Genomic DNA, 22,391 nt, shown 5'->3' with positions numbered 1-22,391 from the left:
ACTCGTGGCTCCGGCGAAAGCTGCGCTGCGCCCGGCTGAAACAATGCAAGCGAACCATGTCGATCGCCAACTTCCTCCAGGAAGCCGGCGTCCCGGAATGGCGCGCGTGGGTTCTGGCGCTTTCGGGAAAAGGATGGTGGCGACTGGCCGGCAGCCCCCAGGCCGCCGAAGCCATGACCATCGCATGGTTCAACCGGCAAGGACTTGTCAGCCTCGCTCATCATCACGCAGCGTTGAACATTACCGGAAACCGCCGTGGTACGTAGAACGTATGCCCGGTGGTGTGGGAGGGGGGTTCCGTGAGGAATCCCCCTACCCGATCATGGCGCGGCGATGGCGGCAGGATGCAACATCCAGGTCGCGGGCGGCGTTGCGGATACTCCAGTATGAAAGGATTATCCCATGGCAAACGCCGAGCCGCTCGCCTCGCACCGCATTCTCATCATGGCCACCGACGGGTTCGAGCAATCCGAACTTGAGGTGCCGCTTGAACGACTCCAGGCGGCGGGCGCAGTGGTCGATATCGCGTCGCTCAAATCGGGCGACATTACGGGATGGGACGGCGATGATTGGGGCGACGACATCGAGGTCGATCTGAAGATCGCCGACGTCAATATCGCCGACTATGCTGCGCTTGTTCTGCCCGGCGGCCAGATCAACCCCGATTTATTGCGCGTCGATGATGCCGCGGTGGGGCTGATCCGCGACTTCGACCGCGCTGGAAAACCGATTGCGGCTATCTGTCATGCTCCGTGGCTGTTGATCGAGGCGGGGCTTGCAAAGAGCAAGCGCCTGACCAGTTACAAGTCAATCCGTATCGACGTGATCAATGCGGGTGCGGAATTTGTCGATGAGGCAGTCGTGGTTGACGGCAATATCATCACCAGCCGCTGTCCCGACGACCTGCCCGCCTTTTGCGATGCGATTATCGAGGCTGTGGCTGAGAGCCGGATCGAGGCCTAGTTACGCCAACGTCAGAGCAAATCCAAACTTCCGAGCGCCAGCGCCTGCCGCGCCGGGCGCTCGGCCATGACCGCGAACATTTCGTCGCCGCGGTCGGTGCGTTCGACGTTCATCGACGCAAAAACGGCCATGAAATAGCCGCTGAGCGCCCCGATGCGGTAATCGTCCCACAGCGCCGGCGGGTCGGGGGCAATACCTCGTGCGCGCAACGCCGCGATCCAATGGTCGAAGGCCGGGCGGTCGGCGGCGGCGCGTTCCAAAGGGTCGGCGATGCTGGTGCCGACCAGATAGGCGAGATCGGCGGCGCCGCTGCCACGCCCCAGCGTCTGCCAGTCGACAAGCCAGCAGGCGTCGCCGTCAGGCGCGAACAGGATGTTGTCGATGCGAAGGTCGCCATGGACGAGCGCCCGTGCAGCGGGCTCGCGCGACAGATAAGCGTCGAGCTGCGCGACGATGCCCGCGCCAACGTCGAGGATTTCGGGCGCCAGGCGGGCGGCATATCGCTCGCGAAATCCCAGATAAAGCTGCGGGAATAGCGCCCGGACCAGATCGCCATTATCGCGGGCAAGCCACGGCATTTGCGCGAGGCGCGGATCATTCCAGAGATAGGCGTGGAGGCTGGCCGCAGCGTCGATGCACGGCACGAGGCCGTTAAGGCCAAGTCCTGCCAGCTGGTCGCCCTGCCGCGCCGGGGCGAGGTCGGAGAGGATGAGGATGAAGCCGACCTCATCGTCGGCAATCTCCGAATGATGGCAGCGCGGCGCCGGAACTCCGCTCGCGGCGGCGAGCTCGCGATACCAGCTGACTTCTTTGACGTAAGTGCCGGTGAGCTTGGCGATATTGCGGCTCGCTTCGTCATGGCTCGGGCATTTTGCGACCACGGTCGCGGGGGCTTCGGTGTTATCCTGCCAGTCGAGCGTCAGGCGGTAGCTATCGCACATTTGCCCGGTGCCGACTTTGGTCGCAGTGAAACCTTTAAGCCTTCCTTGCTGCCCGAGCACCCCGCCGAGCCAATCGGCAGACATCGCCTCGGGCGACGTCGGAAAGGTCATGCGGCTGGATCCATCAGCCCGGAGAGGCCAGTAGGTGCGTGCGGGCCAACAAATAACTGTTCGAGCACCCCCACCCCGACATCGGTCCGGTCGCCATCAGTCAGCTCGGCGCTAACCAGCGCCTGGACGTGCATCGCGAGCGGATTGCCCCACTGCCGCTTGGCCTCAGCGAGGCTGTCATGTGCGACTTCCAGCGCGCCATGATCGAAGCCGTGGCCCCAGACGGGATGGGTGTACCCGAGCCCGCTCATCGCGAACAATGGCCCACTGGGGGTGAGGGTCAGACGCGTGCTCCCGTCGAAATCGGCGGTCAATTTGTTCAGGCGTCGCGTTCCCGGCAGCCATTCGGCGGCAAAGGCCGGATCGGCGAAATGGCGTTCAGCGCCCTTGCCGCTCACCACCACCGCTCGCCGGTTCCACGGGCTGCCCTCGCCATCGTCGTTGCTGTGAAAGAACAACGAGCGATCGGCGAAATTGCACGGCGTCCACAGCCAGAAGAATTGGTGAAAATTGCCCTGCGGCGGCGGTTGCGGTTCGGCGGCGCCGACCGGGCGGATGCCCCAGCTGCGGTCGCGTGTCCCGGCCCAGTCGGACCCGACATCGACGCGCGCGCCATTGACCGCCAGCCAGCCCGACCAATGGCCGTTCTGGGTCATGCGGGTATAGTCCATGAAGAGGCGGGTGCCGTTGCGGCGCGTGAAGCGCGGTTCCTCGATCGGAAAATGGCGCGCGGTGAAATGCAACTCGCCGCTGAGCGGGCCGTCGTTGGCGGAGACAGTGAGCGTCAGCCGCTCCAGCGGTTCGTCGATGCGGATCACGATCGGACCGACCGCCAAATCCAGCCGCTCGCCCGCCGAGCGGCGGCTGGCGCGCAAGTTATACTGCACCCCGTCGATAAGGATGCAAAAGCCAGCATCGACGATCCCGAGCTGCGGATAAAATCCCATCGCGGCGGCAAAGAACACCGATCCGTCGGGAGCATAACCGTTGAAGAAATAGCGGTCGTAAAAATTGCGATCGGTGCCCGCAAAGGCGATCGGCTCGGCGCTCTGGTGCAGCGGGAAATCGTCGCCCTTGGTCAGCATCGTCGTTCCTCATCCCGTTTTTTCTTGCAACCTAACGGGATGGCCAAGGGCGTCAATGGGCGGCGTCAATGCACCGGCGGATCAACCGGCGGGACGGCGTGGATGGGTGCCACCGGTTCGCCGGGGTCGCGCGGCGGCAGGGCGTCGGTAGGAATATCGGTGATCTGCATGTCGGGGGTGGGGACGGCCGCGACATTGCGGACGCGGACTTCGACCGCGCCATCCTTGATCCGAAGTTCGTTGAAGCTGGGCGGGGTCGAACGGATGCGCTGCGACAAGGTACCAGCGCCAATCATGCGGATCGGACCCGCGGTGGTGGGCGCGACCAGGTCGAACGCGTCATGGACGTGGCCGGTCAGCACCGCCGCGACGCCGCGCGATGCCAGCGCCTCAAGCGCCCGCGCGCCGCCGCGGGTCAGCGCGCGTCCTTTTGTTCCAGCTTCGACCAGCGGATGATGGGCGGTGACGAGCGCGGTGATCCCGCTCGGCAGCGCGTCGATCGCGGTCAGCGTCTTGGCGAGCGCATCACGCGTCACCCAGCCTTTCGACCAGTCGAGCCGCCACTGCGCGCGTGCGGTGGTCTTGAGCGGCACCACCGCGACATCGGCAAAATCAAGCTCGCGTTCGACCAGCCGCTCGATTCGCCGGATGCGGCGATAGGGCCAGAAAAAGCGCGCGAATGGGTTGAAATAGGGCAGGTCGTGGTTGCCGACCTCCACCGTGACCGCCACGTCGAGCGCCTCGATCCAATCGCACGCTGCGGCAAATTCATGGCTGCGCGCGCGCATCGTCAGATCGCCGGTGATCAGCACCGCGTCGGGTTGTTCGCGCCGGACGCATTCGCGGAACCAGTCAAGCGCGGCGCGATCCTCCAGTCCGAAATGCAGATCGCTGATATGGAACAGCCGCGTCATGCCGTCGCGACGAAATCGACCGCGCTGGTGCCGATCGAAAAGCGGGCCGGCGACGCCATTTCGCCGAGCTCGCCGTCGAACTCGAGACAGATGCTCTCGTCGCTTTCAAGAGCGAGCGTCACGCCGGTTGCGATCGGCTCGCTCGGCCCGTCGCGGAAGTCGCCGCCGAGCCACGCAAGGCCGTGACGCAGCACATCACCGGTGCCTTCGGTCAATATGCCATCGGCGCGGATGCCGGTTGGCGTCGGGGTCAGGATCACGGCCGGATAGGCTTTGCCGTCGGCACCCACGCGGACGCCCGGGGCGTTCATCATCTCGTCGAGCGCCTCGGGCGCGGCGCGGCTTGCCTCGATGATCCCGTCCTGCCGCATCGTCTCACGCACCTCGGCCCAGCGCGTTGCCGGACCAGCGACGACGGTGATGAAGGCGGTGCCGGTGTCGGACCGGATCGTCGGGATCGCGCTGCGCCGCATCTTGCCTTGCAGGGCATCGGTCAGGATTTCGGGTGCCGACCGGTCGCCGTGCAGCGCCTTCGACAACAGGTTGAGCGTCCCGCCGGGCAGCACCAGGATTGCGCCATCCCAACCCGCCGCCTGCGTCGCCGCGGCGTTGATTGTGCCGTCGCCGGTCCATACCAGCAGCAGGTCGATGCGTTGCAGCTTCAATTGGGTCGCATCGGGAATGTCGCCGTCGGGCAAGGCAAAGGTCGCGACCAGCGGCGTCCCGTGGTCGCGGCAGAGCATTTCGATCTGTTCGCGCACAGCCTCGTCGTGGCCGCCGCTCTGGGTGTTGCAGATCAAGGCGGGGCGGGAGAAATGGCTGGTCATTGTCCTGTTCTACGCACGAGCGCGAAAAAGGTGGCGGACATCATCGCGGCTCTTTCGCCATCCCGATCGGACCGGGCGGGGCGGCGTCTTGTCGCGCCCCGCGCTGCCCTGTAGGGCGCAATCATGGCAGCAGAGATTTCCAAGGGACGGCGATTGATCAAATATCTGGTGGTGGCCGTCCTGCTCGTGCTGCTGTTCGGCGGCGCGGCGCGAATGATCGTCGCGGGCGGCGCGAAATCGCTGAATTTTGGCGACCGGTTTCTAGGTGATAGTGACGGCGCGACGTTACTGGTCGCGGGGCAGCCCTATGGCGAAGGGCCGCGCAACAAACTCAATATCTGGGTACCGACGGGGACCAAGAAAACCGACAAGCTGCCGGTGCTCGTCTTCCACTATGGTGGCGGCTGGTATAGCGGCGCGCGCGACGACTATGGCTTTGCCGGACGCGCCTTTGCCAAGCAGGGCTTTGTCGTCGTCATCCCCGATTATCGCATTGTGCCCGAGGGTCATTGGCCCGATTTCCTGCACGACAGCGCCGCCGCGGTGGCGTGGACCGACGCGCATATCGCGAATTATGGCGGCGATCGCGATCGCATCGCGCTGTCGGGCCATTCGGCGGGTGCCTATAACGCGGTGATGCTGGCGCTCGACCCACAGTGGATGAAGGCGGCAGGCAGTGACGCGTCGGTGATCCGCGGCGTCGCGGCGCTCGCTGGGCCTTATGACTTCTACCCCTTCGAAAAGGGTGGCCGCGCCGATGTCGCGATGGGCGATATCCGCCCGGTTGAGAAGACGCAGCCGATCACTTTCGTGAGCGCCGATGCGGCGCCGCTGTGGTTGGGTCACGGCACCGCCGACACCGTGGTGCGAGTCCGCAACAGCCGCCGACTGGCGGCGGCGATGCACAAGGTCGGCGGTTCGGCGACGCTGCGCGAATATCACGGGTTGAGCCACAATGACCTGGTCATGGCCCTGACCAAACCGCTGGCGTACAAAGGGCCGATCCTGCCCGAGATGACCGATTTCCTGCGCGGCGTCACCGCGCGCCGTGTTTCGCCCGCGCCAATTGCCGAATGATCCCGGCGATCGTCCTCGCGGGCAGTCGCCCCGGTCCCGACCCATTGCTGACGGGCAGGGGGATCTCGACCAAGGCGCTGCTGCCCATCGCGGGCCACGCAATGCTGGTGCATGTGGTGCGCGCGCTCCGCGCCTCGCCGCTCGTCGGGCCGATCACGATCTTGGCGCAGAGCAGCGCCGAGCTGGCCGCCGAGCCAGAGTTGGCAGGCTTCGCCGACGTGCATTTCGCCGATTCGGGGCAGGGGATCAGCAGCTCGCTCGCCGCGGCGCTGCCCGCGGGTGACGATCCGTTGCTCGTGACCACCGCCGATCATGTCCTGCTCACGCCGACGATGGTCGCCGAGTTCCTAACCGGCGCCGCGGATAGCGATGTCGCAGTGGCGATGGTCGAGCGCGCCGTGCTGCTCGCGCGCTATCCCGAATCCAAACGCACCTGGCTAAAATTCCGCGGCGGCTGGTGGTCGGGCGCGAATATGTTCTACCTGCGGGGGCGCCGCGTGATGCCTCTGCTCGATTTCTGGGGCCGGATCGAGCGTGATCGCAAAAAGGGGTTGAAGATCGTTGCCGCGTTCGGCCCGTGGTTGCTGAGCGGGGCGTTGCTTCGTCTATTCACGATCCAGCAGGGTGTTGCACGCGCCGGGCTGCGCTTCGGGCTGAAAGCCAGGATCGTGCCGATGTCCGAAGCCGAGGCGTGCATCGACGCCGATAAGCCCTCCGACATTGAGCTGATCGAGCGGATATTTGCCGCGCGGCGGCAAGCCGCTATAGGGCAGCCGCTATGACCATCGAAAAAGCTATCATCCTGTCGGCCGGGCAGGGTTCGCGCCTGCTGCCGCTGACCCGCGACATTCCCAAATGCCTGATCGACCTCAACGGTCGCACATTGATCGGGTGGCAGGTCGCGGCGCTGGCCGCGAACGGCATCAAGGACATCGTCGTCGTCACCGGGTTTCGCACCGAGCGGGTCGAGGATCATGCGCTGCAGCTCTACCGCGACACCGGGGTGCGCATCCGCACACTGTTCAATCCGTTCTTTCAGGTCGCCGACAATCTCGGTACCTGCTGGATCGCGCGCGAGGAGATGGACCGCGATTTCATCATTCTCAACGGTGACACCATCATTTCGGACGACCTCGTCGCGAAACTGATCGCGGGCGCGAACGAGCCGATCACCGTCACCGTCGACGTCAAGCCCGACTATGACGACGACGATATGAAGGTGAACCGCGACGCCGAAGGGCGACTGCATCACATCGGCAAACGCTTGCTGCCCCCCGACACCAACGCCGAATCGATCGGCATGCTCGCTTTCGTCGGCGACGGTCCGTCGATCTTTCGCAGCCAGGTCGACCAGATGATGCGCACCCCCGAAGGGGTCGAACGCTGGTATCTGCGCGCGATCGACGTGATCGCCAAGGGCAACCGCGTCGGCACGGTGTCGATCGAGGGGCTGGCGTGGCAGGAAGTCGATTTCCCGCAGGATGTCGAAGCCGCCGATACGCTCACCGCCAAATGGGCGGCGGAAGGGCTCTACGCGAAATAGGGCTTGAGCCAGCCGGTGAGCGCGGCGATCTGCGTCTCGTCCAGCTTCACCGCGTGCGCCAGATTGGGCTGCCCCGGCCAACCGGCGTCGGCAACCGTCAGGCCCGCCCCCGAGCGTTCGCCGTCGTAGCGCGGCAGGACGTGAAAATGAACGTGCGGGTCCACCATCATCAGCATCAGATAGTTGATCTTTGCATAGCCGACGGCGCCGGTCAGCGCCGCCTCGATCGCCGCGGTCGCGACTTTGAGCTCGGCATGCGCCGCGGCAGGCAAGTCGCCGAACGCCGTCGCGTCGGATTTCGCCGCGAGCACCAGCGCGCCGAGCGCCGGCTGTGCGGGGCGGAGGAGCACGACCCAATGATCATATTCGGCGATCAGCGTCGCGGGGTGGCCGAATTTGGCAATGGTTTCGTTCATGCATCTTCCATCCAGCTGACGATCGGGCGTCCGGCGCGCCGCGCGGCATAGGCCTGCACCAGTTGTACCGCATGGACAACCAGCGAGATGATCGTCCACCAGGCGACCGCGATCAACCCGATGTCGGGGCGCCCGGCGAGGGTGGCGAAGAACAGGATCGCGATGTTCGGATTGCGCCGCGCGGTGATCAGGCGGAACTGGCTGTCGAACCGGCGCCAGACATGGACGTCCATGCCGAAATCCTTGATGAACATCCCCTCAATCACGCGCTGGAGCACATAGCCCGCTACGACCGCGATCATCACCAGCAGGAAGGTCCGGTCCGACAGCGCCAAGCCCCAGGTGCCGAGCCCGACGCCCCAGAAATACCACCAGAAGGGCGGGTGGACCAGATCGACGCCATGGTCGGCGACATTGCCCCATTTGGACGAGGTGATCGTGCAGCGCGCCAGCTTGCCGTCGACGGTGTCGAACACCATGAAGATGAACGCGGCGAGCATCCCGGTCCAGTAGTGCCCGTAAGCGAACAGATAGGTTGCATAGATGCACAGCGCCGCGCCGATTGCGGTGACCATATTGGGGGTCATGCCGATGCTCGCCGCAATCCGCGTCAGCCACAGCGCCAGTTCGGGCCACAGATATTTGGTCAGCAGATCGGTGACGCCCTTGTACGCGCCGAAATAGCTTTTGCGCTCGATTTCGCGCCGCGTCTCCGGGGTCAGTCGCTGGATGAACGGCGTGTCGAGCTTGCGAAGCTGTCGGTTATAAATTTGCGGATTGGTGCGGTAATCGATCATCGTCAGCGCGTCGCGGTGCGCCGCGACATCATCGGGGTTCACGCCGCCGGTCAGATGCGCCATCACCAGCGTTTCGCCGTCCATCACCACCGCGCCGGGGAGGGTGACGATGTGGCGTAGCCACACCGGATCGAAGACATAGTCGAGATTGACGAACAACTGCGCGCCCGAGGCGGGGGGCGTATCGGGAAGCCCCTCGGCGCGCGCCATTCGGCGCAGCCGTTCGGCGTTGGTCATCCCCCACAGCAGGGTCGGATTGTCGCCGATCAGCGCCAGGGCGGGCAGGGTCGTTGGTTCGCTCATTCGCCGCTCATATCCTGCGCAGCGTCCATTGCAAGGAAGCGGGCAATCGCTTCGGCGCCGCGCCGTGCTGCGCCCGCGGGATCGCCGCCGATCGATTCGGCCAGCCGTTCACGCTGAGCGTTTAGATAGCCCGGATGGTGTGCGGCGGCTTGGTCGAGAGCGCGGGGCAGCCCCGCCAGATCGTCGACGACGTCGCCCAAGGTCCAGAACAGATAATCGGGATGACCGACCCATTGGGCGCCGTGCGCATTGAGGAACACGCACGGGCGCGGGGTCGCGAGAAACTCGTAAACCTGGCTGCTGACGTCGCCCAGATAGATGTCGGCGTCGCTGGTATAGCTCATGTCGAACAAGCGGTCGGACTGCAGATCGATCAGAATCTTTTGGGGAACCGCGAGCGCCATCACCGCGGCGCGCTCGGCATCACTGGCCTCGGCGAACAGGCGGATATGCGGTGCAACGACCAGATTGTAGCGATCCTGCGCGGAGAACCAACCGATGATGTCGTGTCCGAACCGGTCCCACGACGACAGGTCGCGCCGGAAATGCGGGGCGTAAAGGACGGTCGGTCGGCCGTTGCTGAACAGGCGAACGCGGCTGGTCTGAAGCCGGCGCATCAGGTCCATTTTTACGTAGCCGTTGACGGCATAGTGCCCCGGTCGAATGGTCCCGGCGTCCAGCATTCGCTGCTCGCTCTTTTCGCCCGCGACGAGCGCAAAATGGAAATGGCGGTCGCGCGCGTCGAAGGTGATCGCCCGGTCACCCGCGCCGTGCGGGGTGAAGATCAGTCGCGTGCGCCGCGGCAGGAAATGCCGGATCGCGGTCGTCGTCCGTTCGGGTACGATGATCGCATCAAATTGCCGCAGGAACGATAGCGCGCCGAACAGGATCGGCAGGCGCGGATGGCGTATGACCGCGCGATCGCGCAGCCAGCGGCTGATCCCGCGCTGACCGAGCAGCGTGATGCGCGGAGCAAAACCGGGGTAGGCTGCCGCCACCTGCTCGACCACCGGCAGATGGCGTGTACTAGCAACCGCGACCTCAACGTCCCAACCGGTAGCCGCCATCTCAGCGGCAATGGGCAGCGCATGGAAGATCTGGTGCGGTTCGCCGATAAACAGGAAGAGAATACGCATTATCGGCCCTCGGCGGCGGCGCCTGCCGCAGCCTCTTCGAAGTTCGCCACCCGCCAGCCATGCTTCGCCGCCAGCCGGACAAATTTGTCGCCGCGGCCGACAAGCCAGGATTCATCGGCGAGGGCGAAGGTCGGTGCGTCGCTGACATGGTCCGAATAGGCGCGGATGTGCGCGGCACCTGCCGCATGGGTGCTCAGCCATTCGGCCACGCGCCGCGCCTTTTCGGCGCCGTAGCAATTAGGTCCGTCGAGCACCGGGAGCCAGTTTCCGTCGGGATCGCGCTGATGGCGCGTGGCGATGATTGCGTCGAACTTCAGTGCGTCGGCAATCGCGCCGGCGTAAAATTCAGGCGCCGCGGTGGCCATCAAGAGCCGGTAACCCTGCGCCCGATCGTGCGCGATGCAGGCTTGAGCGCCCGGCGGCACATCGCGCTGTACCCGCCATGTAGCGAAGTGTGTCGCAAGCCGCGCGGCCCGCGCAGGTGTCAGATGCGGCCCAAGCATCAGGCGGATTGCGGCGGGTTTGAACCGGTCACGGCCATAAAACCGCAGCGCATAGCCGATCATCAGCGCGGCCAGCCCGGGCAGCAACAGCAGGCGCCACGGCGCGTCGCGCGCCGCCGCCCACAAGAGGAACAGGGTGAAGGTCGGTTTGCGCAGGACGGTGCGGTCGAGGTCGTAGATCGCGATGCGGGTGGCGTGGTCGGTCATGGTACCTCGCTCCCGATAAGTCGCAGCTTTCGCCCCGCTTTACCGAGCGACGCGCGGTCGGCATAGGGCAGCGCGAAGCGGATCGCTGCCCAGATCGATGCCAGGGCGATGATCACGATCAGCGGCAGCGCGATCGGATCGGGCAGCCGGTCGGCCAGCAGCGCGGCGCCGCCCGCGACGAACGTCAGTACCATCCCGCGTATCGCCACGACCGGGAACTGGCGGTCAAATGGATGCAGCTTTTCGTTCATCGCCAGCTGGAGTGTCGGAATCCCCGCCATCACCACCAAGCCGATCGACGTCGCGAGCGTCACGCCGGTCAGCGCGTCCATATGCCCGACGATCAGCCAGCCCGCGCCGACCGCGACCCCGACGCCAAAGAAGCTTGCAGTCAGCTGGTGGCGAAAGGCCGAGACCACCTGCAACACCGGCGACGAAATGCCGAGCACCGCCTCGGCGGCGCGCGCGAACAGCAGGATGATCAGCGCCGCCTGCGCCGCTTGCGCTTGCCCGCCGAACAGGCTGAGCAGTGACGCGCTGCCCGCCGCGAGGACAGCTGCGAGGGGGAGGGCGATCGCGGCAATCAGCCGCGTCGCATAAGCATAGATGTCGGCAACTTGCGCGCGGTCTTCGCGCTCGGCGCTCGACGCAAGCGGCGCCATGACATAGACAAAGGCGATCCGGACGAGCTGGACGACGCTCGACAGCTTGCGCGCGATAGTGAACAGGCCTGCCGCCGCGGCACCGGCGGCGCCCGGAAGGATCAGGTTTAGGATCAGTGCGGGCGCGTCCCCGAACAACCGCGCGATGACGTTGGACGGCAGGATCGACAATCCGGCCCAGAAGGTCTGGCGCTCGATGTCGCTACCCCGCCCTCCGCGCCGCAGATCGCCGAAACTATAATAGCGGGAAAGCAGGCGGACGCAGAGGATGGCGGTGATCGCGAGCGAGCAGAGATGCGCGATGAACAGCCCCTTGAGGCCGAAACCGCCGACGAAAAACAGGCCGGCGAACACCAGCCGCATGATCTGTTCCCACACGATCCGCAGCCGAATTTCCGCGCCGAACACCATGCGGGCGCGCATCGCGCTGGTCGCAATCTCGACAAAGGCCCAGAGCGGCAACGCCCAGACGAAGATCTGGATCGCGGGAACGACAAGCGGGCGATCGCGCTCGGCGACGTTGAGCAGCGGCGCGAGGTCGGCAGCAAAAAAGGCGATGATGCCCGCGACAGCCAGGCACGGACCGACGCCAAAGAGCATCGCCGTCCGAAGTGCCGCGGCAGCTTCGGCATCGCTTGCCGATTGGGGCACCGTGCGCTGCATCGCGCTGGTCATGCCAAGGTCGAAGATATTTTCGAGCAGGTTGATCGTCGCCCACAGCACCGCATAAAGGCCATAGCCCGCGAGCCCGAACATCAGCACGTAAAGCGGCTGCGCGACGATTTCGACGACCGCGCCCAGCCGCGCGAGCACCGTGGTGCCAAGCCCGCGCGCGACGCTGCGGCTGGTGACGGCGGGTTGGGCGGCGCTTTCGCTCATTGCTGCCGCCCTAGCGCCTTGCCCGCGCGGCTGCCAGCGGCTTTCGCGCTTTCAACCCGCCATCACCCCCTTGTCGTCCCCGCCAATCGGGTCTAGTCAGCCCGCAATCGTTAAGGGAGCCTCGCGACATGGCCGAATTCCGCCTGCCCAAGAACAGCCGCCCGCAAAAGACGGGCAAGGTCCACAAGGCCGAGGGCGCGGCTGCCGTCAAAACCTTTAAAGTCTATCGCTACGATCCCGACAGCGGCCAGAATCCGCGCTTCGATACCTTCGAGGTCGACACCGAAAAATGTGGCCCGATGGTACTCGACGCGCTGATCAAGATGAAGAGCGAGCAGGACAGCTCGCTGACCTTCCGCCGCTCGTGCCGCGAGGGCATTTGCGGCAGCTGTTCGATGAACATGAACGGCAAGAACGGCCTCGCCTGCACCACCGCGATCGAGGATCTGAAGGGCGCCATCACGATCACCCCGCTGCCCGCGATGGATGTGATCAAGGATCTGGTCCCCGACTTCACCCATTTCTACGCCCAATATGCCTCGATCGAACCCTGGCTGAAGACCAAGACGACGACGCCGAGCGGCAAGGAACGGCTGCAGTCGCCCGCCGAGCGCGAAAAGCTCGATGGGCTGTATGAGTGCATCCTGTGCGCCTGCTGCTCGACCAGCTGCCCCAGTTACTGGTGGAACAGCGACAAGTTCCTCGGTCCGGCGATCCTGCTTCAGGCGTATCGCTGGCTCGCCGACAGCCGCGACGAGATGACCGGCGAGCGGCTCGATGAGCTCGAGGATCCCTTCCGCCTCTATCGCTGCCACACGATCATGAATTGTGCCAACGCCTGCCCGAAGGGGCTCAACCCGGCGCGCGCGATCGCCGAGATCAAGAAGCTCGAGGCCGAGCGGCAGGTGTGAACGACGGGATCGAGGAGCCGCGCCGCGCCGACCATTTTAGCGCCGAAGAAACGGGCGATGGCTGGCTCAGCTGGGATCTGAAAGACGCTACGCGCTTCAACAGCTTCATCGAGCCGCTGACGGTCCGGGTCGAACCATCGACCGCGGATGGCCGCCCCTGTGCTCGGGTCCGGATGATCCCAGAGCGCAAGCACAGCAACCTGGGCAACAACGTCCATGGCGCGGTGACATTGGCACTGGTCGATATCGCGCTGTTCGCGGCGTCGCATCAGTTCGGTTCGCTCAACGCCGGCCATTCGGTGACGCTCGACCTGTCGACGCAATTTGTCGGCGCGGGGCGGGTCGGCGAGCCGCTCGATGCGGTCGTGGAGCTGGTGCGCGAGACGGGTCGCCTGATCTTCCTGCGCGGGCTGGTGGTGCAGGGTGAAGGCGACAGCCATATCGTGCTGAGCTTCGCCGGCACCATTCGCAAGGCGAGCAAGGATCGCGGCTGATGTCGGTGCTGGCGGCCTATGACGCGCTCGTCGCGGGCGGCGAGCTTCGCCCTGATCCCGAACAGCGTGCCGCCGCCGAGCGGCTTAACGCGTTGCAGGCCGAACTCGAGGCGGTGCCGCCGCGCGGCAGCCTGCTGTGGCGGCTGACCGGGCGCAAGCCCGAGAGCCCTCGCGGCGTCTATCTGTGGGGCGCGGTCGGGCGCGGCAAGTCGATGCTGATGGACCTGTTCTACGACCAGCTCCACATCCAGCGCAAACGGCGCGTCCATTTCCACGCCTTCATGCTCGACGTCCATACGCGGATGCGCGAGGTACGCAAAAGCGAGGCGGGCGATCCGATCCCGCTGGTCGCCGATGCGCTGGTCGCGGACGTTCGCTGCCTGGCGTTCGACGAGATGGTGGTGAACAACAGCGCTGATGCCATGATCCTCTCGCGCCTGTTCACCGCGCTGATCGATCGCGGGGTGACGGTGGTTGCGACCTCGAACCGTCCGCCGTCCGACCTCTACAAGGACGGGCTCAACCGCGAGCATTTCCTGCCCTTCATCGCGCTGGTCGAGGCGAAGCTCGACGTCATGGGACTGAACGGCCCCACCGACTATCGCCGCGACCGGCTGGGTGACGGGGCGCGCTGGTTCGTGCCCGCCGACGAGGCGGCGAGCGCGGCGCTGTCGGCGGCCTTTTTCCGCCTGACTGACTATCCGCCCGAGGACCGCGCGCACGTTCCGACGCTCGATCTTGACCTAGGCGGAGGGCGGACGTTGCATGTCCCGAAAGCGCTGAAGGGCGTTGCGGTTTTTTCGTTCAAGCGGCTGTGCGCTGAAGCGCGCGGGGCGTCCGACTATCTGGCGGTGGCGCGCCATTTCCACAGCGTTATCATCGTCGGTATCCCGCGCATGGGGCCGGAAAACCGCAACGAAGCGGCGCGCTTCGTGACGCTGATCGACGCGCTCTACGAATATAAGGTCAAGCTGCTCGCGAGCGCGGCAGCGATGCCCGATGGGCTTTATGTCGCAGGTGACGGCGCGTTCGAGTTTGAGCGGACCGCGAGCCGCCTCGCCGAAATGCAGTCCGATGAGTATCTCGGGCTAGGCCATGGCCAGCAGGACGCCGGTGGCAATCTTTCCCCAGCGTGACGAGTTGATCGTCACCGCGATAACATCGCGAACATAGCGCACTTCATGCGCAAGATGCCCAATCCCTTGTTGAATGACGCGGCGCAGCGTGCGCAGCGGCCGCGGTGCAGCGACCTGGATCCGCGCCGGACGCGCGGGCGGCGCGGGCAAGGTGGCCAGGCCGCCGCTGGTCACCCGCGGATCGTCGGCAACGGCGCGGCACAGCGCCTCCATCCGCGATATGGCGAGCCGGTTGGCGACCTTGCGATCTCGGCTGAGCAATTCGAAACTGTGGCTGAATGCTGAAAACTGGGTCGCGCCGCTGGCGGCCGAATGGTCGATCGCGTCGCGCATTTCCTCTTCGGACATCGCGCAGAGCTGGGCCGGGCGAAAGCGGTTGGCGCGGTCCATCAGCCCACTGACCGGCACTTCGGCCACGCCAAGGTGCTCGCGCATTCCCAGGTTGCCCGCATCGAGTGAAATGGCGCAACCATGACCCAGATAGCTAGCGTTGAAACTACTGTCGAAGCGAAAGCCCAGCGCTGCCAGCGCGCGCAGCGTATCGTCGTTGGCGCCGAAATTGCCGGCGCGAAAGGCAATCGGCTTGGGGGCGCCGGCGCCCACCAATATGTCGCGGGCGAGCGCGATCAGCTTCTTTTGCGCAGGCAGAGGAAAATCGCCAATGTTGCGGCCGGTGAGCCGCCCTACGGGGTTGAAGCGTGCGAAGGTCAGCCATTCGGTATGAATATGCACCTGCACTTCGTGCCCGCGCTCGACGACGGGATGCACGATCGCATCGATGACTTCGGGACCGTACACCAGAGCTGGCATCGGATCGATGAAGAACACCCCGGTCAGGCCGTGGCGTTCGAGCATGTCCATCTGGAAATGGATGCCGAAATCGCCGTCCCGGCAGCGGCCGAGGATCGAGCTTTCGAAATTGGCGCGCGCATCGGCGCCGCGCTGGTACAGCCCGGCCGATAGCTCGGTATCGAAACTGATGATTGCCCGCGTCATCCGCTCGCGCTTAGCACCCCAGCGATAAAGGAGGGTTAAATTGGCAATGCGGCCATCCCCCGACATCCTGAAACCTGTCATTCAAGCGCTGCATTGTCCATCCGAACCCGCGCAAGAGAGGTGGCAGCGCCTCCTTTTGTTACTGCGAACTATTTGCAAAAAAAGGCGGTTTTTCGACCTTTTCGCGGTTGTTTCGTTAAGGGAATCGGCGTAGGGGCGACCCCAGTCTTGGGATCGGCATGGCACTTTAGCCCGTGTGCCGCCGGTCTGTGAAGCATTGCCGGGCTTGCCAGGAAGGGAGTGCCGCGCGCCATGGGACGCAAGAAGATCGCATTGATCGGAGCCGGAAATATCGGCGGGACGCTGGCGCTGCTCGCCGCGCAAAAGGAACTCGGCGATGTCGTCCTGTTCGACGTGGTCGAAGGCGTGCCGCAGGGCAAGGCACTCGATCTCTCGCAGGTTGGTCCGATCGCGGGCTTCGACGCGAAGATCACCGGCTCGAACGACTATAAGGATATCGCGGGCGCCGACGTCATCATCGTCACCGCCGGGGTCGCCCGCAAGCCGGGGATGAGCCGCGACGACCTGCTCGGCATCAACCTGAAGGTCATGAAGGCCGTCGGCGAAGGCATCAAGGCCAACGCTCCCGACGCCTTCGTCATCTGCATCACCAATCCTTTGGACGCGATGGTGTGGGCGCTGCGCGAATTTTCGGGCCTGCCGCACAACAAGGTCGTGGGCATGGCCGGCGTGCTCGACTCGGCGCGCTTCAGCCACTTCGTCGCTGACGAATTCGACGTGTCGGTCAAGGATGTGAACACCTTCGTGCTCGGCGGCCACGGCGACACGATGGTCCCCGTCGTTCGCTACTCGACCGTCAACGGCATCCCCGTCCCCGACCTCGTCAAGATGGGCCTGTCGTCGCAAGACAAGATCGACGCGATCGTCAAGCGTACCCGCGGCGGCGGCGGCGAAATCGTCGCGCTGCTTGGCACCGGTTCGGCTTTCTATGCGCCTGCAGCCTCGGGCATCGCGATGGCGGAAGCTTATCTGGGCGACCAGAAGCGCATCCTGCCCTGCGCCGCTTTTGTCGATGGCCCATACGGCCTCGACGGCCTGTACGTTGGCGTGCCGGTTCTGATCGGCTCCGGCGGGGTTGAGAAGATCGTCGAGATTGAACTCGACGATACCGACAAGGCGGGCCTGCAGGTTTCGGTCGACGCAGTCAAGGAACTGCTCGACGCGTGCAAGGCGCTGGATTCGAGCCTCGCTTGATCTTTTTTGGCTGCGCCCGGTGCTTGCGCCCGGCGGGCTGACTCTCCCCAGGAGAATTAGAATATGTCCATTCTCATCGACAAAAACACCAAAGTCATCACGCAAGGGATGACCGGAGCGACCGGCACCTTTCACACCGAACAAGCGCTGGCTTACGGCACGCAAATGGTCGGCGGCGTGACGCCGGGCAAGGGCGGCACGACGCATATCGGCCTCCCGAACTTCAACACCGTCGAGGAAGCCAAGGCGGCGACCGGCGCGACCGCGAGCTGCATCTATGTGCCGCCCCCGTTCGCTGCCGACTCGATCCTTGAAGCGATCGATGCCGAGATGGAGCTGATCGTTTGCATCACTGAGGGCATTCCGGTGCTCGACATGGTCAAGGTAAAGCGTGCCCTCAGCGGTTCGAAATCGCGCTTGATTGGCCCGAACTGCCCCGGCGTTCTGACCCCCGGCGAATGCAAGATCGGCATCATGCCGGGCAGCATCTTCTCAAAGGGCAGCGTCGGCGTCGTCTCGCGGTCGGGCACACTGACCTATGAAGCGGTGTTCCAGACGACCAATGCAGGCCTGGGCCAGACGACCGCCGTCGGCATCGGCGGCGATCCGGTCAACGGCACCAACTTCATCGACGTGCTCGAACTGTTCCTCGCCGACGAAGCGACCAAATCGATCATCATGATCGGCGAAATCGGCGGCGACGCCGAGGAGCAGGCAGCGCAGTTCTTGATCGACGAAGCCAAGCGCGGCCGCAGAAAGCCGATGGCGGGCTTTATCGCGGGCCGTACCGCCCCTCCGGGGCGCCGCATGGGACATGCCGGCGCGATCGTGTCGGGCGGCAAGGGCGACGCCGAAAGCAAGATCGCGGCGATGGAAGCTGCGGGCATCACCATGTCGGCCAGCCCCTCCGAACTTGGCACGACCCTGGTCGAAGTGCTGAAAGAACGCGTGTGATTTAAGCGCCCGCTGGCAACAGTCGTTGTTAGCGGGCGTTGCTCCCCATATCCTCCCCGGAGCCATTTCTCTTTCGAGAATGGAAAAGACAATGAACCTCGAACGACAAAGCTTTGACATCGATGAGCCGCAGGCCGGTCCCAGCTGGGCGCCAAAAAACTGGCCGCCGGTCGACAGCGACGACCTGACCGCTGCGCTCGACCCGCAGCAGATGCAGGTCGCGGTCAAGGCCGCCGCCGCGAAGGGCGGTGCGCCGCTGTCGAACGCCGAAGTCGAACGTGCGGCGAATGATTCGATCCGCGCGATGATGCTGATCCGCACCTATCGGGTGCGCGGGCACCTCGCCGCTAATCTCGATCCGCTGGGGCTGAGCCAGCGCGAGTTGCCGGCCGACCTGACCCCCGAATATCATGGCTTTGTCGGTGCCGATCAGGACCGGCCGGTCTGGCTCGGCGGCACTTTGGGTTTTGAGCGTGCGACGGTGCGGGAGCTCGTTGCTGTGCTGCGCGCCAATTATTGCGGCAATGTCGGCCTCGAATATATGCACATCGCTGACCTGAAGGAGCGCCAGTTCCTGCAGGAACGGATGGAAGGCGCCGACAAGATCATCGAATTTTCGGTCGAGGGCAAACGTGCCATCCTGAGCAAGGTGATCGAGGCGGAGGAGTGGGAGAAATTCCTCGCCAAAAAATATGTCGGGACCAAGCGTTTCGGCCTCGACGGCGGCGAATCCATGATCCCCGCGATGGAAGCCATCATCAAATATGGCGGCCAGTACGGGGTCAAGGAAATCGTCTATGGCATGGCGCATCGCGGGCGTCTGAACATGCTCGCGAACGTGATGGCGAAGCCGTATAAGATCATCTTCCACGAATTTGCCGGCGGATCGGCGAACCCCGACGACATCGGTGGTTCGGGCGACGTTAAATATCACCTCGGCACCTCGACCGACCGCGAGTTTGGCGGCGCGTCGGTGCATATGTCGCTGGTCCCCAACCCCTCGCACCTCGAAGCCGTCGATCCCGTCGTGCTCGGCAAGGTGCGCGCGCAGCAGGTTGTGCGTGACGATTTGACCAAACATGAGCAGGTGCTCCCGGTGCTGATTCACGGCGACGCGGCGTTTGCGGGCCAGGGGATCGTCTGGGAATGTCTCGGCTTCTCCGGCATCCGTGGTTACAATACCGGCGGTTGCATCCACTTCATCGTCAACAACCAGATCGGCTTTACCACCAGCCCGCAGTTCGCGCGCTCGTCCCCCTATCCATCGGACGTCGCAAAGGGCGTGATGGCGCCGATCCTGCACGTCAACGGCGACGATCCCGAAGCGGTGACCTTTGCGTGCAAGCTCGCGATCGATTTCCGCCAGCAGTTCAAGCGCGACGTCGTCATCGATATGTGGTGCTATCGCCGCTTCGGTCACAACGAAGGCGACGAGCCGTCGTTCACCCAGCCCCTGATGTACGCGCGCATTCGCCAGCATCCGCCGGTGTCGCAGCTTTGCGCCGCGAAGCTGGAAAGCGAAGGCGTGATCGACGCCGGGTGGGCCGATGCCCGCCGCGCCGAGTTCATCGCGCGGCTCGAGGATGATTTCGAGGGCGCCAAGAGCTACAAGCCGAACAAGGCGGACTGGTTTGCCGGGCGCTGGTCGGGGTTGCACGCCCCCGCCGACCCCGAAAATTCGCGGCGCAATATCGCGACCGGGGTCAGCGAAAAGCTGTTCGATTCAATCGGCCGGATCATGACGTCGGTTCCCGACGACCTCGACGTCCACAAGACGCTGCGCCGCGTGATCGACGCGCGCGGTGCGATGTTCGCCGACAAGAGCGACAAGGAAGTGTTCGACTGGGCGACTGCCGAAAGTCTCGCCTTCGGTACCTTGCTCAGCGAGGGCTATCAGGTCCGCCTGTCGGGGCAGGATTCGGGGCGCGGCACCTTCAGCCAGCGCCACGCCGTCTGGGTCGATCAAAAGGACGAGCGCAAATATGTGCCGCTGACCACCGTCCCGCATGGCCGGTTCGAAGTGCTCGACAGCCCGCTGTCCGAATATGGCGTGCTCGGGTTCGAATATGGCTATGCGATGGCCGATCCGAAGTCGTTGGTCCTTTGGGAGGCGCAGTTCGGCGATTTCGCCAATGGTGCGCAGATCATGATCGACCAGTTCATCGCATCGGGCGAGGCAAAATGGCTGCGCGCCAACGGGCTCGTGATGCTGCTGCCGCATGGGTACGAAGGGCAGGGGCCCGAGCATAGCTCGGCGCGCCTCGAACGCTTCCTGCAACTGTGCGCGGGCGACAATATCCAAGTGTGCAATATTTCGACACCGTCGAACTATTTCCACGTCCTGCGCCGCCAGATGCTCCGCCCATTCCGCAAGCCGCTGATCATCATGACGCCCAAGTCGCTGCTCCGCCACAAGTTGGCGGTGTCACAGCGCAGCGACTTCATCGGCGAGGCGCATTTCCGCCGCATCATGTCCGACCGCACCGCGCTCGAAGACAAAGACGTCAAGCGCGTCGTGCTCTGTTCGGGCAAGGTCGCCTATGACCTGATGGAAGCGCGTGACGCCGCGGGGCAGACCGACACGACGGTCATCCGCATCGAACAGCTTTATCCCTTCCCAGGTGAAGCACTGAGCGTGCGGCTGAAGCGTATGCCGAAGCTGGAAGACGTGGTGTGGGCGCAGGAAGAACCGCGCAACAACGGCGGTTGGTCCTTCGTCGAACCCTTTATCGAGGACGCGCTGACTGCTGCCGATAAAAAGGGCATGCGCCCGCGCTACGCCGGCCGCACCGCCGCGGCATCGCCCGCGACGGGCCTGATGAGCCGTCACCAGACCGAGCAGGCGGCGCTCGTCGCCGACGCGCTCGGCCTGAGCGTCCGCGCCGAAATCCGCCGCAGCAAGAACAAAGCCTGATCCAAGCTTAAGCCCCCCCAAGGAACTGCACGCATGAGCACCGAAGTCAAAGTCCCCACATTGGGCGAAAGCGTTACCGAAGCGACGATCGGCGAATGGCTGAAACAGCCGGGCGATGCCGTCGCGCTCGACGAGCCGATCGCCAGCCTTGAGACCGACAAGGTCGCGGTCGAGGTTCCCTCGCCGGTCGCCGGGGTGATGGGTCAGCAGGTCGCCGCGGTCGGCGACACCGTCAATGTCGGTGCGACGATCGCAACGATCGAAGCGGGTGACGGCAAGGCCGCCGCGCCCGCAACTGCTCCCGCCGCAAAAGCCGAAGCAGCCGCTCCGGCTCCCGCCGCGACCGCTCCGGCGCCCGCAACCGAGGACAGCGGCGACGGCGTCACCACCCTGTCGCCCGCGGTGCGCCGTCTGGTGCTCGAGCATGGTCTCGACCCGAGCCGGATCAAAGGCACCGGCAAGGATGGCCGCCTGACCAAGGAAGACGTCCTTGCGGCCGCCAATGCGGCGCCCGAAGCAGCGCCCGCCGCTGCGCCTGCGCCGGCGGCCGCGCCCGCTGCATCGGGCGCCCCGGGCCGCCGCGAGGAACGCGTCAAGATGACGCGGATGCGTCAGACGATCGCCAAGCGCCTCAAAGCGGCGCAGGAAACCGCCGCGATGCTGACGACGTTCAACGACGTCGACATGTCGGCGGTGATGGCGACGCGCGACAAATATCGCGAGACGTTCGAGAAAAAGCATGGCGTCCGCCTCGGCTTCATGAGCTTTTTCACCAAGGCGGCCGCGCTCGCCGCGCACGATATTCCGGCGGTCAACGCGCGCATCGACGGCGACGAGATCGTCTATTACGACTATCTGGACTTGTCGGTCGCGGTCAGCGCGCCGAACGGGCTGGTCGTGCCGGTCGTCCGCAACGCCGACGGCCTGAGCTTCGCCGAAATCGAAAAGGCCATCGCCGACCTCGGCAAGCGCGCCAAGGACGGCACGCTGACGATGGACGACATGACCGGCGGCACCTTCACCATCTCGAACGGCGGCGTGTTCGGCGGCCTGATGTCGACTCCGATCATCAACCCGCCGCAGTCGGCGGTGCTCGGTCTGCATCGCATCGAGGATCGCCCCGTCGTGCGGAACGGCGAAATCGTGATCCGCCCGATGATGTATCTGGCGCTCAGCTACGACCACCGCCTGATCGACGGCCGCGAGGCGGTAACCTTCCTGAAAACGATCAAGGAAGCGATCGAGGATCCGACGCGGTTGCTGATTGATCTGTAGTGCCGTCGCCCCAGCGAAAGCTGGGGCCGCTATCCCCCTGGCGTCGCTCTTGGCAGCCAGCGATCCCAGCTT

General features: G+C 64.8%; 22 protein-coding genes. 12 read left to right on the top strand and 10 right to left on the bottom strand.

Annotation, left to right across the window (positions count from 1 at the left end):
• Positions 1-266: hypothetical protein (locus tag CDQ92_RS20345; RefSeq protein ID WP_272897567.1), on the top strand; the 266-nt coding region annotated here is incomplete at its 5' end.
• Between the two features lie 136 nt (positions 267-402).
• Positions 403-963 carry a type 1 glutamine amidotransferase domain-containing protein gene (locus tag CDQ92_RS20340; protein ID WP_088444090.1) on the top strand — a complete coding sequence of 187 codons (561 nt, stop codon included), beginning with the start codon at positions 403-405 and terminating at the stop codon, positions 961-963.
• An 11-nt stretch (positions 964-974) separates the two neighbouring features.
• Here CDQ92_RS20340 and CDQ92_RS20335 read toward each other — a convergent pair whose 3' ends face one another.
• The 4 genes from CDQ92_RS20335 to CDQ92_RS20320 form a co-directional block, all read right to left on the bottom strand.
• A complete protein-coding gene (locus CDQ92_RS20335; protein ID WP_088444089.1) occupies positions 975-2,015 on the bottom strand; it encodes a phosphotransferase family protein in 1,041 nt (346 codons plus the stop codon).
• Positions 2,012-3,100, bottom strand: coding sequence for an Rv3169 family protein (locus CDQ92_RS20330; RefSeq protein ID WP_088444088.1), 1,089 nt, complete (start codon positions 3,098-3,100; stop codon positions 2,012-2,014). Before CDQ92_RS20330 ends, CDQ92_RS20335 begins: the two co-directional genes overlap by 4 nt.
• A 65-nt stretch (positions 3,101-3,165) precedes the next feature.
• Entirely contained in the window at positions 3,166-4,014 is an 849-nt protein-coding gene (locus CDQ92_RS20325) for a metallophosphoesterase family protein (protein ID WP_088444087.1), read from the bottom strand.
• On the bottom strand, positions 4,011-4,841 hold the full coding sequence (locus tag CDQ92_RS20320) for a diacylglycerol/lipid kinase family protein (RefSeq protein ID WP_088444086.1): 831 nt from the start codon (positions 4,839-4,841) through the stop codon (positions 4,011-4,013). Before CDQ92_RS20320 ends, CDQ92_RS20325 begins: the two co-directional genes overlap by 4 nt.
• 123 nt (positions 4,842-4,964) lie before the next feature.
• Here CDQ92_RS20320 and CDQ92_RS20315 point away from each other — a divergent pair, with 123 nt between their 5' ends.
• The 3 genes from CDQ92_RS20315 to CDQ92_RS20305 are packed head-to-tail and all read left to right on the top strand — an operon-like array spanning position 4,965 to position 7,461.
• Complete coding sequence (locus tag CDQ92_RS20315; RefSeq protein WP_229667007.1) at positions 4,965-5,918, top strand: alpha/beta hydrolase; 954 nt, start codon at positions 4,965-4,967, stop codon at positions 5,916-5,918.
• Entirely contained in the window at positions 5,915-6,700 is a 786-nt protein-coding gene (locus CDQ92_RS20310) for a nucleotidyltransferase family protein (RefSeq protein WP_088444084.1), read from the top strand. Before CDQ92_RS20315 ends, CDQ92_RS20310 begins: the two co-directional genes overlap by 4 nt.
• Positions 6,697-7,461, top strand: coding sequence for a phosphocholine cytidylyltransferase family protein (locus CDQ92_RS20305; protein WP_088444083.1), 765 nt, complete (start codon positions 6,697-6,699; stop codon positions 7,459-7,461). Before CDQ92_RS20310 ends, CDQ92_RS20305 begins: the two co-directional genes overlap by 4 nt.
• Here the strand turns inward: CDQ92_RS20305 and CDQ92_RS20300 are convergent.
• From CDQ92_RS20300 to CDQ92_RS20280, 5 genes are read right to left on the bottom strand one after another with little or no spacing between them, the layout of a single operon-like run.
• Entirely contained in the window at positions 7,449-7,877 is a 429-nt protein-coding gene (locus CDQ92_RS20300; RefSeq protein ID WP_088444082.1) for an HIT family protein, read from the bottom strand. The genes CDQ92_RS20305 and CDQ92_RS20300 overlap by 13 nt on opposite strands.
• Positions 7,874-8,977: a CDP-alcohol phosphatidyltransferase family protein gene (locus CDQ92_RS20295; RefSeq protein ID WP_088444081.1), complete on the bottom strand. Its 1,104-nt coding sequence runs from the start codon at positions 8,975-8,977 to the stop codon at positions 7,874-7,876. Before CDQ92_RS20295 ends, CDQ92_RS20300 begins: the two co-directional genes overlap by 4 nt.
• Entirely contained in the window at positions 8,974-10,113 is a 1,140-nt protein-coding gene (locus tag CDQ92_RS20290; protein ID WP_088444080.1) for a hypothetical protein, read from the bottom strand. The genes CDQ92_RS20295 and CDQ92_RS20290 overlap by 4 nt, the downstream gene beginning before the upstream one ends.
• The gene (locus tag CDQ92_RS20285; protein ID WP_088444079.1) at positions 10,113-10,823 is read right to left on the bottom strand and encodes an HAD-IB family phosphatase; all 711 of its coding nucleotides are present in this window, start codon (positions 10,821-10,823) and stop codon (positions 10,113-10,115) included. The genes CDQ92_RS20290 and CDQ92_RS20285 overlap by 1 nt, the downstream gene beginning before the upstream one ends.
• Positions 10,820-12,364: a lipopolysaccharide biosynthesis protein gene (locus CDQ92_RS20280; protein WP_088444078.1), complete on the bottom strand. Its 1,545-nt coding sequence runs from the start codon at positions 12,362-12,364 to the stop codon at positions 10,820-10,822. The genes CDQ92_RS20285 and CDQ92_RS20280 overlap by 4 nt, the downstream gene beginning before the upstream one ends.
• A 128-nt stretch (positions 12,365-12,492) precedes the next feature.
• Here CDQ92_RS20280 and CDQ92_RS20275 point away from each other — a divergent pair, with 128 nt between their 5' ends.
• From CDQ92_RS20275 to zapE, 3 genes are read left to right on the top strand one after another with little or no spacing between them, the layout of a single operon-like run.
• Positions 12,493-13,275: a succinate dehydrogenase iron-sulfur subunit gene (locus CDQ92_RS20275; protein ID WP_088444077.1), complete on the top strand. Its 783-nt coding sequence runs from the start codon at positions 12,493-12,495 to the stop codon at positions 13,273-13,275.
• Positions 13,272-13,769, top strand: a complete 498-nt coding sequence (locus tag CDQ92_RS20270; RefSeq protein WP_229667008.1) for a PaaI family thioesterase — start codon at positions 13,272-13,274, stop codon at positions 13,767-13,769. The genes CDQ92_RS20275 and CDQ92_RS20270 overlap by 4 nt, the downstream gene beginning before the upstream one ends.
• On the top strand, positions 13,766-14,905 hold the full coding sequence (gene zapE, locus CDQ92_RS20265) for a cell division protein ZapE (RefSeq protein ID WP_088444076.1): 1,140 nt from the start codon (positions 13,766-13,768) through the stop codon (positions 14,903-14,905). The genes CDQ92_RS20270 and zapE overlap by 4 nt, the downstream gene beginning before the upstream one ends.
• Here the strand turns inward: zapE and CDQ92_RS20260 are convergent.
• The gene (locus CDQ92_RS20260; RefSeq protein ID WP_229667009.1) at positions 14,858-15,982 is read right to left on the bottom strand and encodes a polysaccharide deacetylase family protein; all 1,125 of its coding nucleotides are present in this window, start codon (positions 15,980-15,982) and stop codon (positions 14,858-14,860) included. The genes zapE and CDQ92_RS20260 overlap by 48 nt on opposite strands.
• 231 nt (positions 15,983-16,213) lie before the next feature.
• Between CDQ92_RS20260 and mdh the strand changes: the two genes are divergently transcribed.
• The 4 genes from mdh to odhB all read left to right on the top strand — a co-directional run bounded on the left by mdh (position 16,214) and on the right by odhB (position 22,319).
• Positions 16,214-17,176, top strand: coding sequence for a malate dehydrogenase (gene mdh, locus CDQ92_RS20255; RefSeq protein ID WP_088444075.1), 963 nt, complete (start codon positions 16,214-16,216; stop codon positions 17,174-17,176).
• 63 nt (positions 17,177-17,239) lie between these two features.
• Complete coding sequence (gene sucD / locus CDQ92_RS20250; protein ID WP_088444074.1) at positions 17,240-18,130, top strand: succinate--CoA ligase subunit alpha; 891 nt, start codon at positions 17,240-17,242, stop codon at positions 18,128-18,130.
• Positions 18,131-18,221: 91 nt separating this feature from the next.
• The gene (locus CDQ92_RS20245) at positions 18,222-21,044 is read left to right on the top strand and encodes a 2-oxoglutarate dehydrogenase E1 component (protein ID WP_088444098.1); all 2,823 of its coding nucleotides are present in this window, start codon (positions 18,222-18,224) and stop codon (positions 21,042-21,044) included.
• A 33-nt stretch (positions 21,045-21,077) separates the two neighbouring features.
• On the top strand, positions 21,078-22,319 hold the full coding sequence (gene odhB, locus CDQ92_RS20240; RefSeq protein ID WP_088444073.1) for a 2-oxoglutarate dehydrogenase complex dihydrolipoyllysine-residue succinyltransferase: 1,242 nt from the start codon (positions 21,078-21,080) through the stop codon (positions 22,317-22,319).
• The last annotated feature ends 72 nt before the right edge of the window (positions 22,320-22,391 follow it).

Source organism: Sphingopyxis bauzanensis (assembly GCF_002205675.1).
Taxonomy (GTDB): Bacteria; Pseudomonadota; Alphaproteobacteria; order Sphingomonadales; family Sphingomonadaceae; genus Sphingopyxis; species Sphingopyxis bauzanensis.
Note: the sequence above shows the minus strand (reverse complement) of the source record. Positions and strands in the feature narration are given on the sequence as shown.

Bases quoted from the DNA above. Each gene is read 5' to 3' on its own strand.
- CDQ92_RS20340 (WP_088444090.1), top strand. From the start codon at position 403: ATGGCAAACGCCGAGCCGCTCGCCTCGCACCGCATTCTCATCATGGCC.
- CDQ92_RS20335 (WP_088444089.1), bottom strand. From the start codon at position 2,015: ATGACCTTTCCGACGTCGCCCGAGGCGATGTCTGCCGATTGGCTCGGC.
- CDQ92_RS20330 (WP_088444088.1), bottom strand. From the start codon at position 3,100: ATGCTGACCAAGGGCGACGATTTCCCGCTGCACCAGAGCGCCGAGCCG.
- CDQ92_RS20325 (WP_088444087.1), bottom strand. From the start codon at position 4,014: ATGACGCGGCTGTTCCATATCAGCGATCTGCATTTCGGACTGGAGGAT.
- CDQ92_RS20320 (WP_088444086.1), bottom strand. From the start codon at position 4,841: ATGACCAGCCATTTCTCCCGCCCCGCCTTGATCTGCAACACCCAGAGC.
- CDQ92_RS20315 (WP_229667007.1), top strand. From the start codon at position 4,965: ATGGCAGCAGAGATTTCCAAGGGACGGCGATTGATCAAATATCTGGTG.
- CDQ92_RS20310 (WP_088444084.1), top strand. From the start codon at position 5,915: ATGATCCCGGCGATCGTCCTCGCGGGCAGTCGCCCCGGTCCCGACCCA.
- CDQ92_RS20305 (WP_088444083.1), top strand. From the start codon at position 6,697: ATGACCATCGAAAAAGCTATCATCCTGTCGGCCGGGCAGGGTTCGCGC.
- CDQ92_RS20300 (WP_088444082.1), bottom strand. From the start codon at position 7,877: ATGAACGAAACCATTGCCAAATTCGGCCACCCCGCGACGCTGATCGCC.
- CDQ92_RS20295 (WP_088444081.1), bottom strand. From the start codon at position 8,977: ATGAGCGAACCAACGACCCTGCCCGCCCTGGCGCTGATCGGCGACAAT.
- CDQ92_RS20290 (WP_088444080.1), bottom strand. From the start codon at position 10,113: ATGCGTATTCTCTTCCTGTTTATCGGCGAACCGCACCAGATCTTCCAT.
- CDQ92_RS20285 (WP_088444079.1), bottom strand. From the start codon at position 10,823: ATGACCGACCACGCCACCCGCATCGCGATCTACGACCTCGACCGCACC.
- CDQ92_RS20280 (WP_088444078.1), bottom strand. From the start codon at position 12,364: ATGAGCGAAAGCGCCGCCCAACCCGCCGTCACCAGCCGCAGCGTCGCG.
- CDQ92_RS20275 (WP_088444077.1), top strand. From the start codon at position 12,493: ATGGCCGAATTCCGCCTGCCCAAGAACAGCCGCCCGCAAAAGACGGGC.
- CDQ92_RS20260 (WP_229667009.1), bottom strand. From the start codon at position 15,982: ATGACAGGTTTCAGGATGTCGGGGGATGGCCGCATTGCCAATTTAACC.
- mdh (WP_088444075.1), top strand. From the start codon at position 16,214: ATGGGACGCAAGAAGATCGCATTGATCGGAGCCGGAAATATCGGCGGG.
- sucD (WP_088444074.1), top strand. From the start codon at position 17,240: ATGTCCATTCTCATCGACAAAAACACCAAAGTCATCACGCAAGGGATG.
- CDQ92_RS20245 (WP_088444098.1), top strand. From the start codon at position 18,222: ATGAACCTCGAACGACAAAGCTTTGACATCGATGAGCCGCAGGCCGGT.
- odhB (WP_088444073.1), top strand. From the start codon at position 21,078: ATGAGCACCGAAGTCAAAGTCCCCACATTGGGCGAAAGCGTTACCGAA.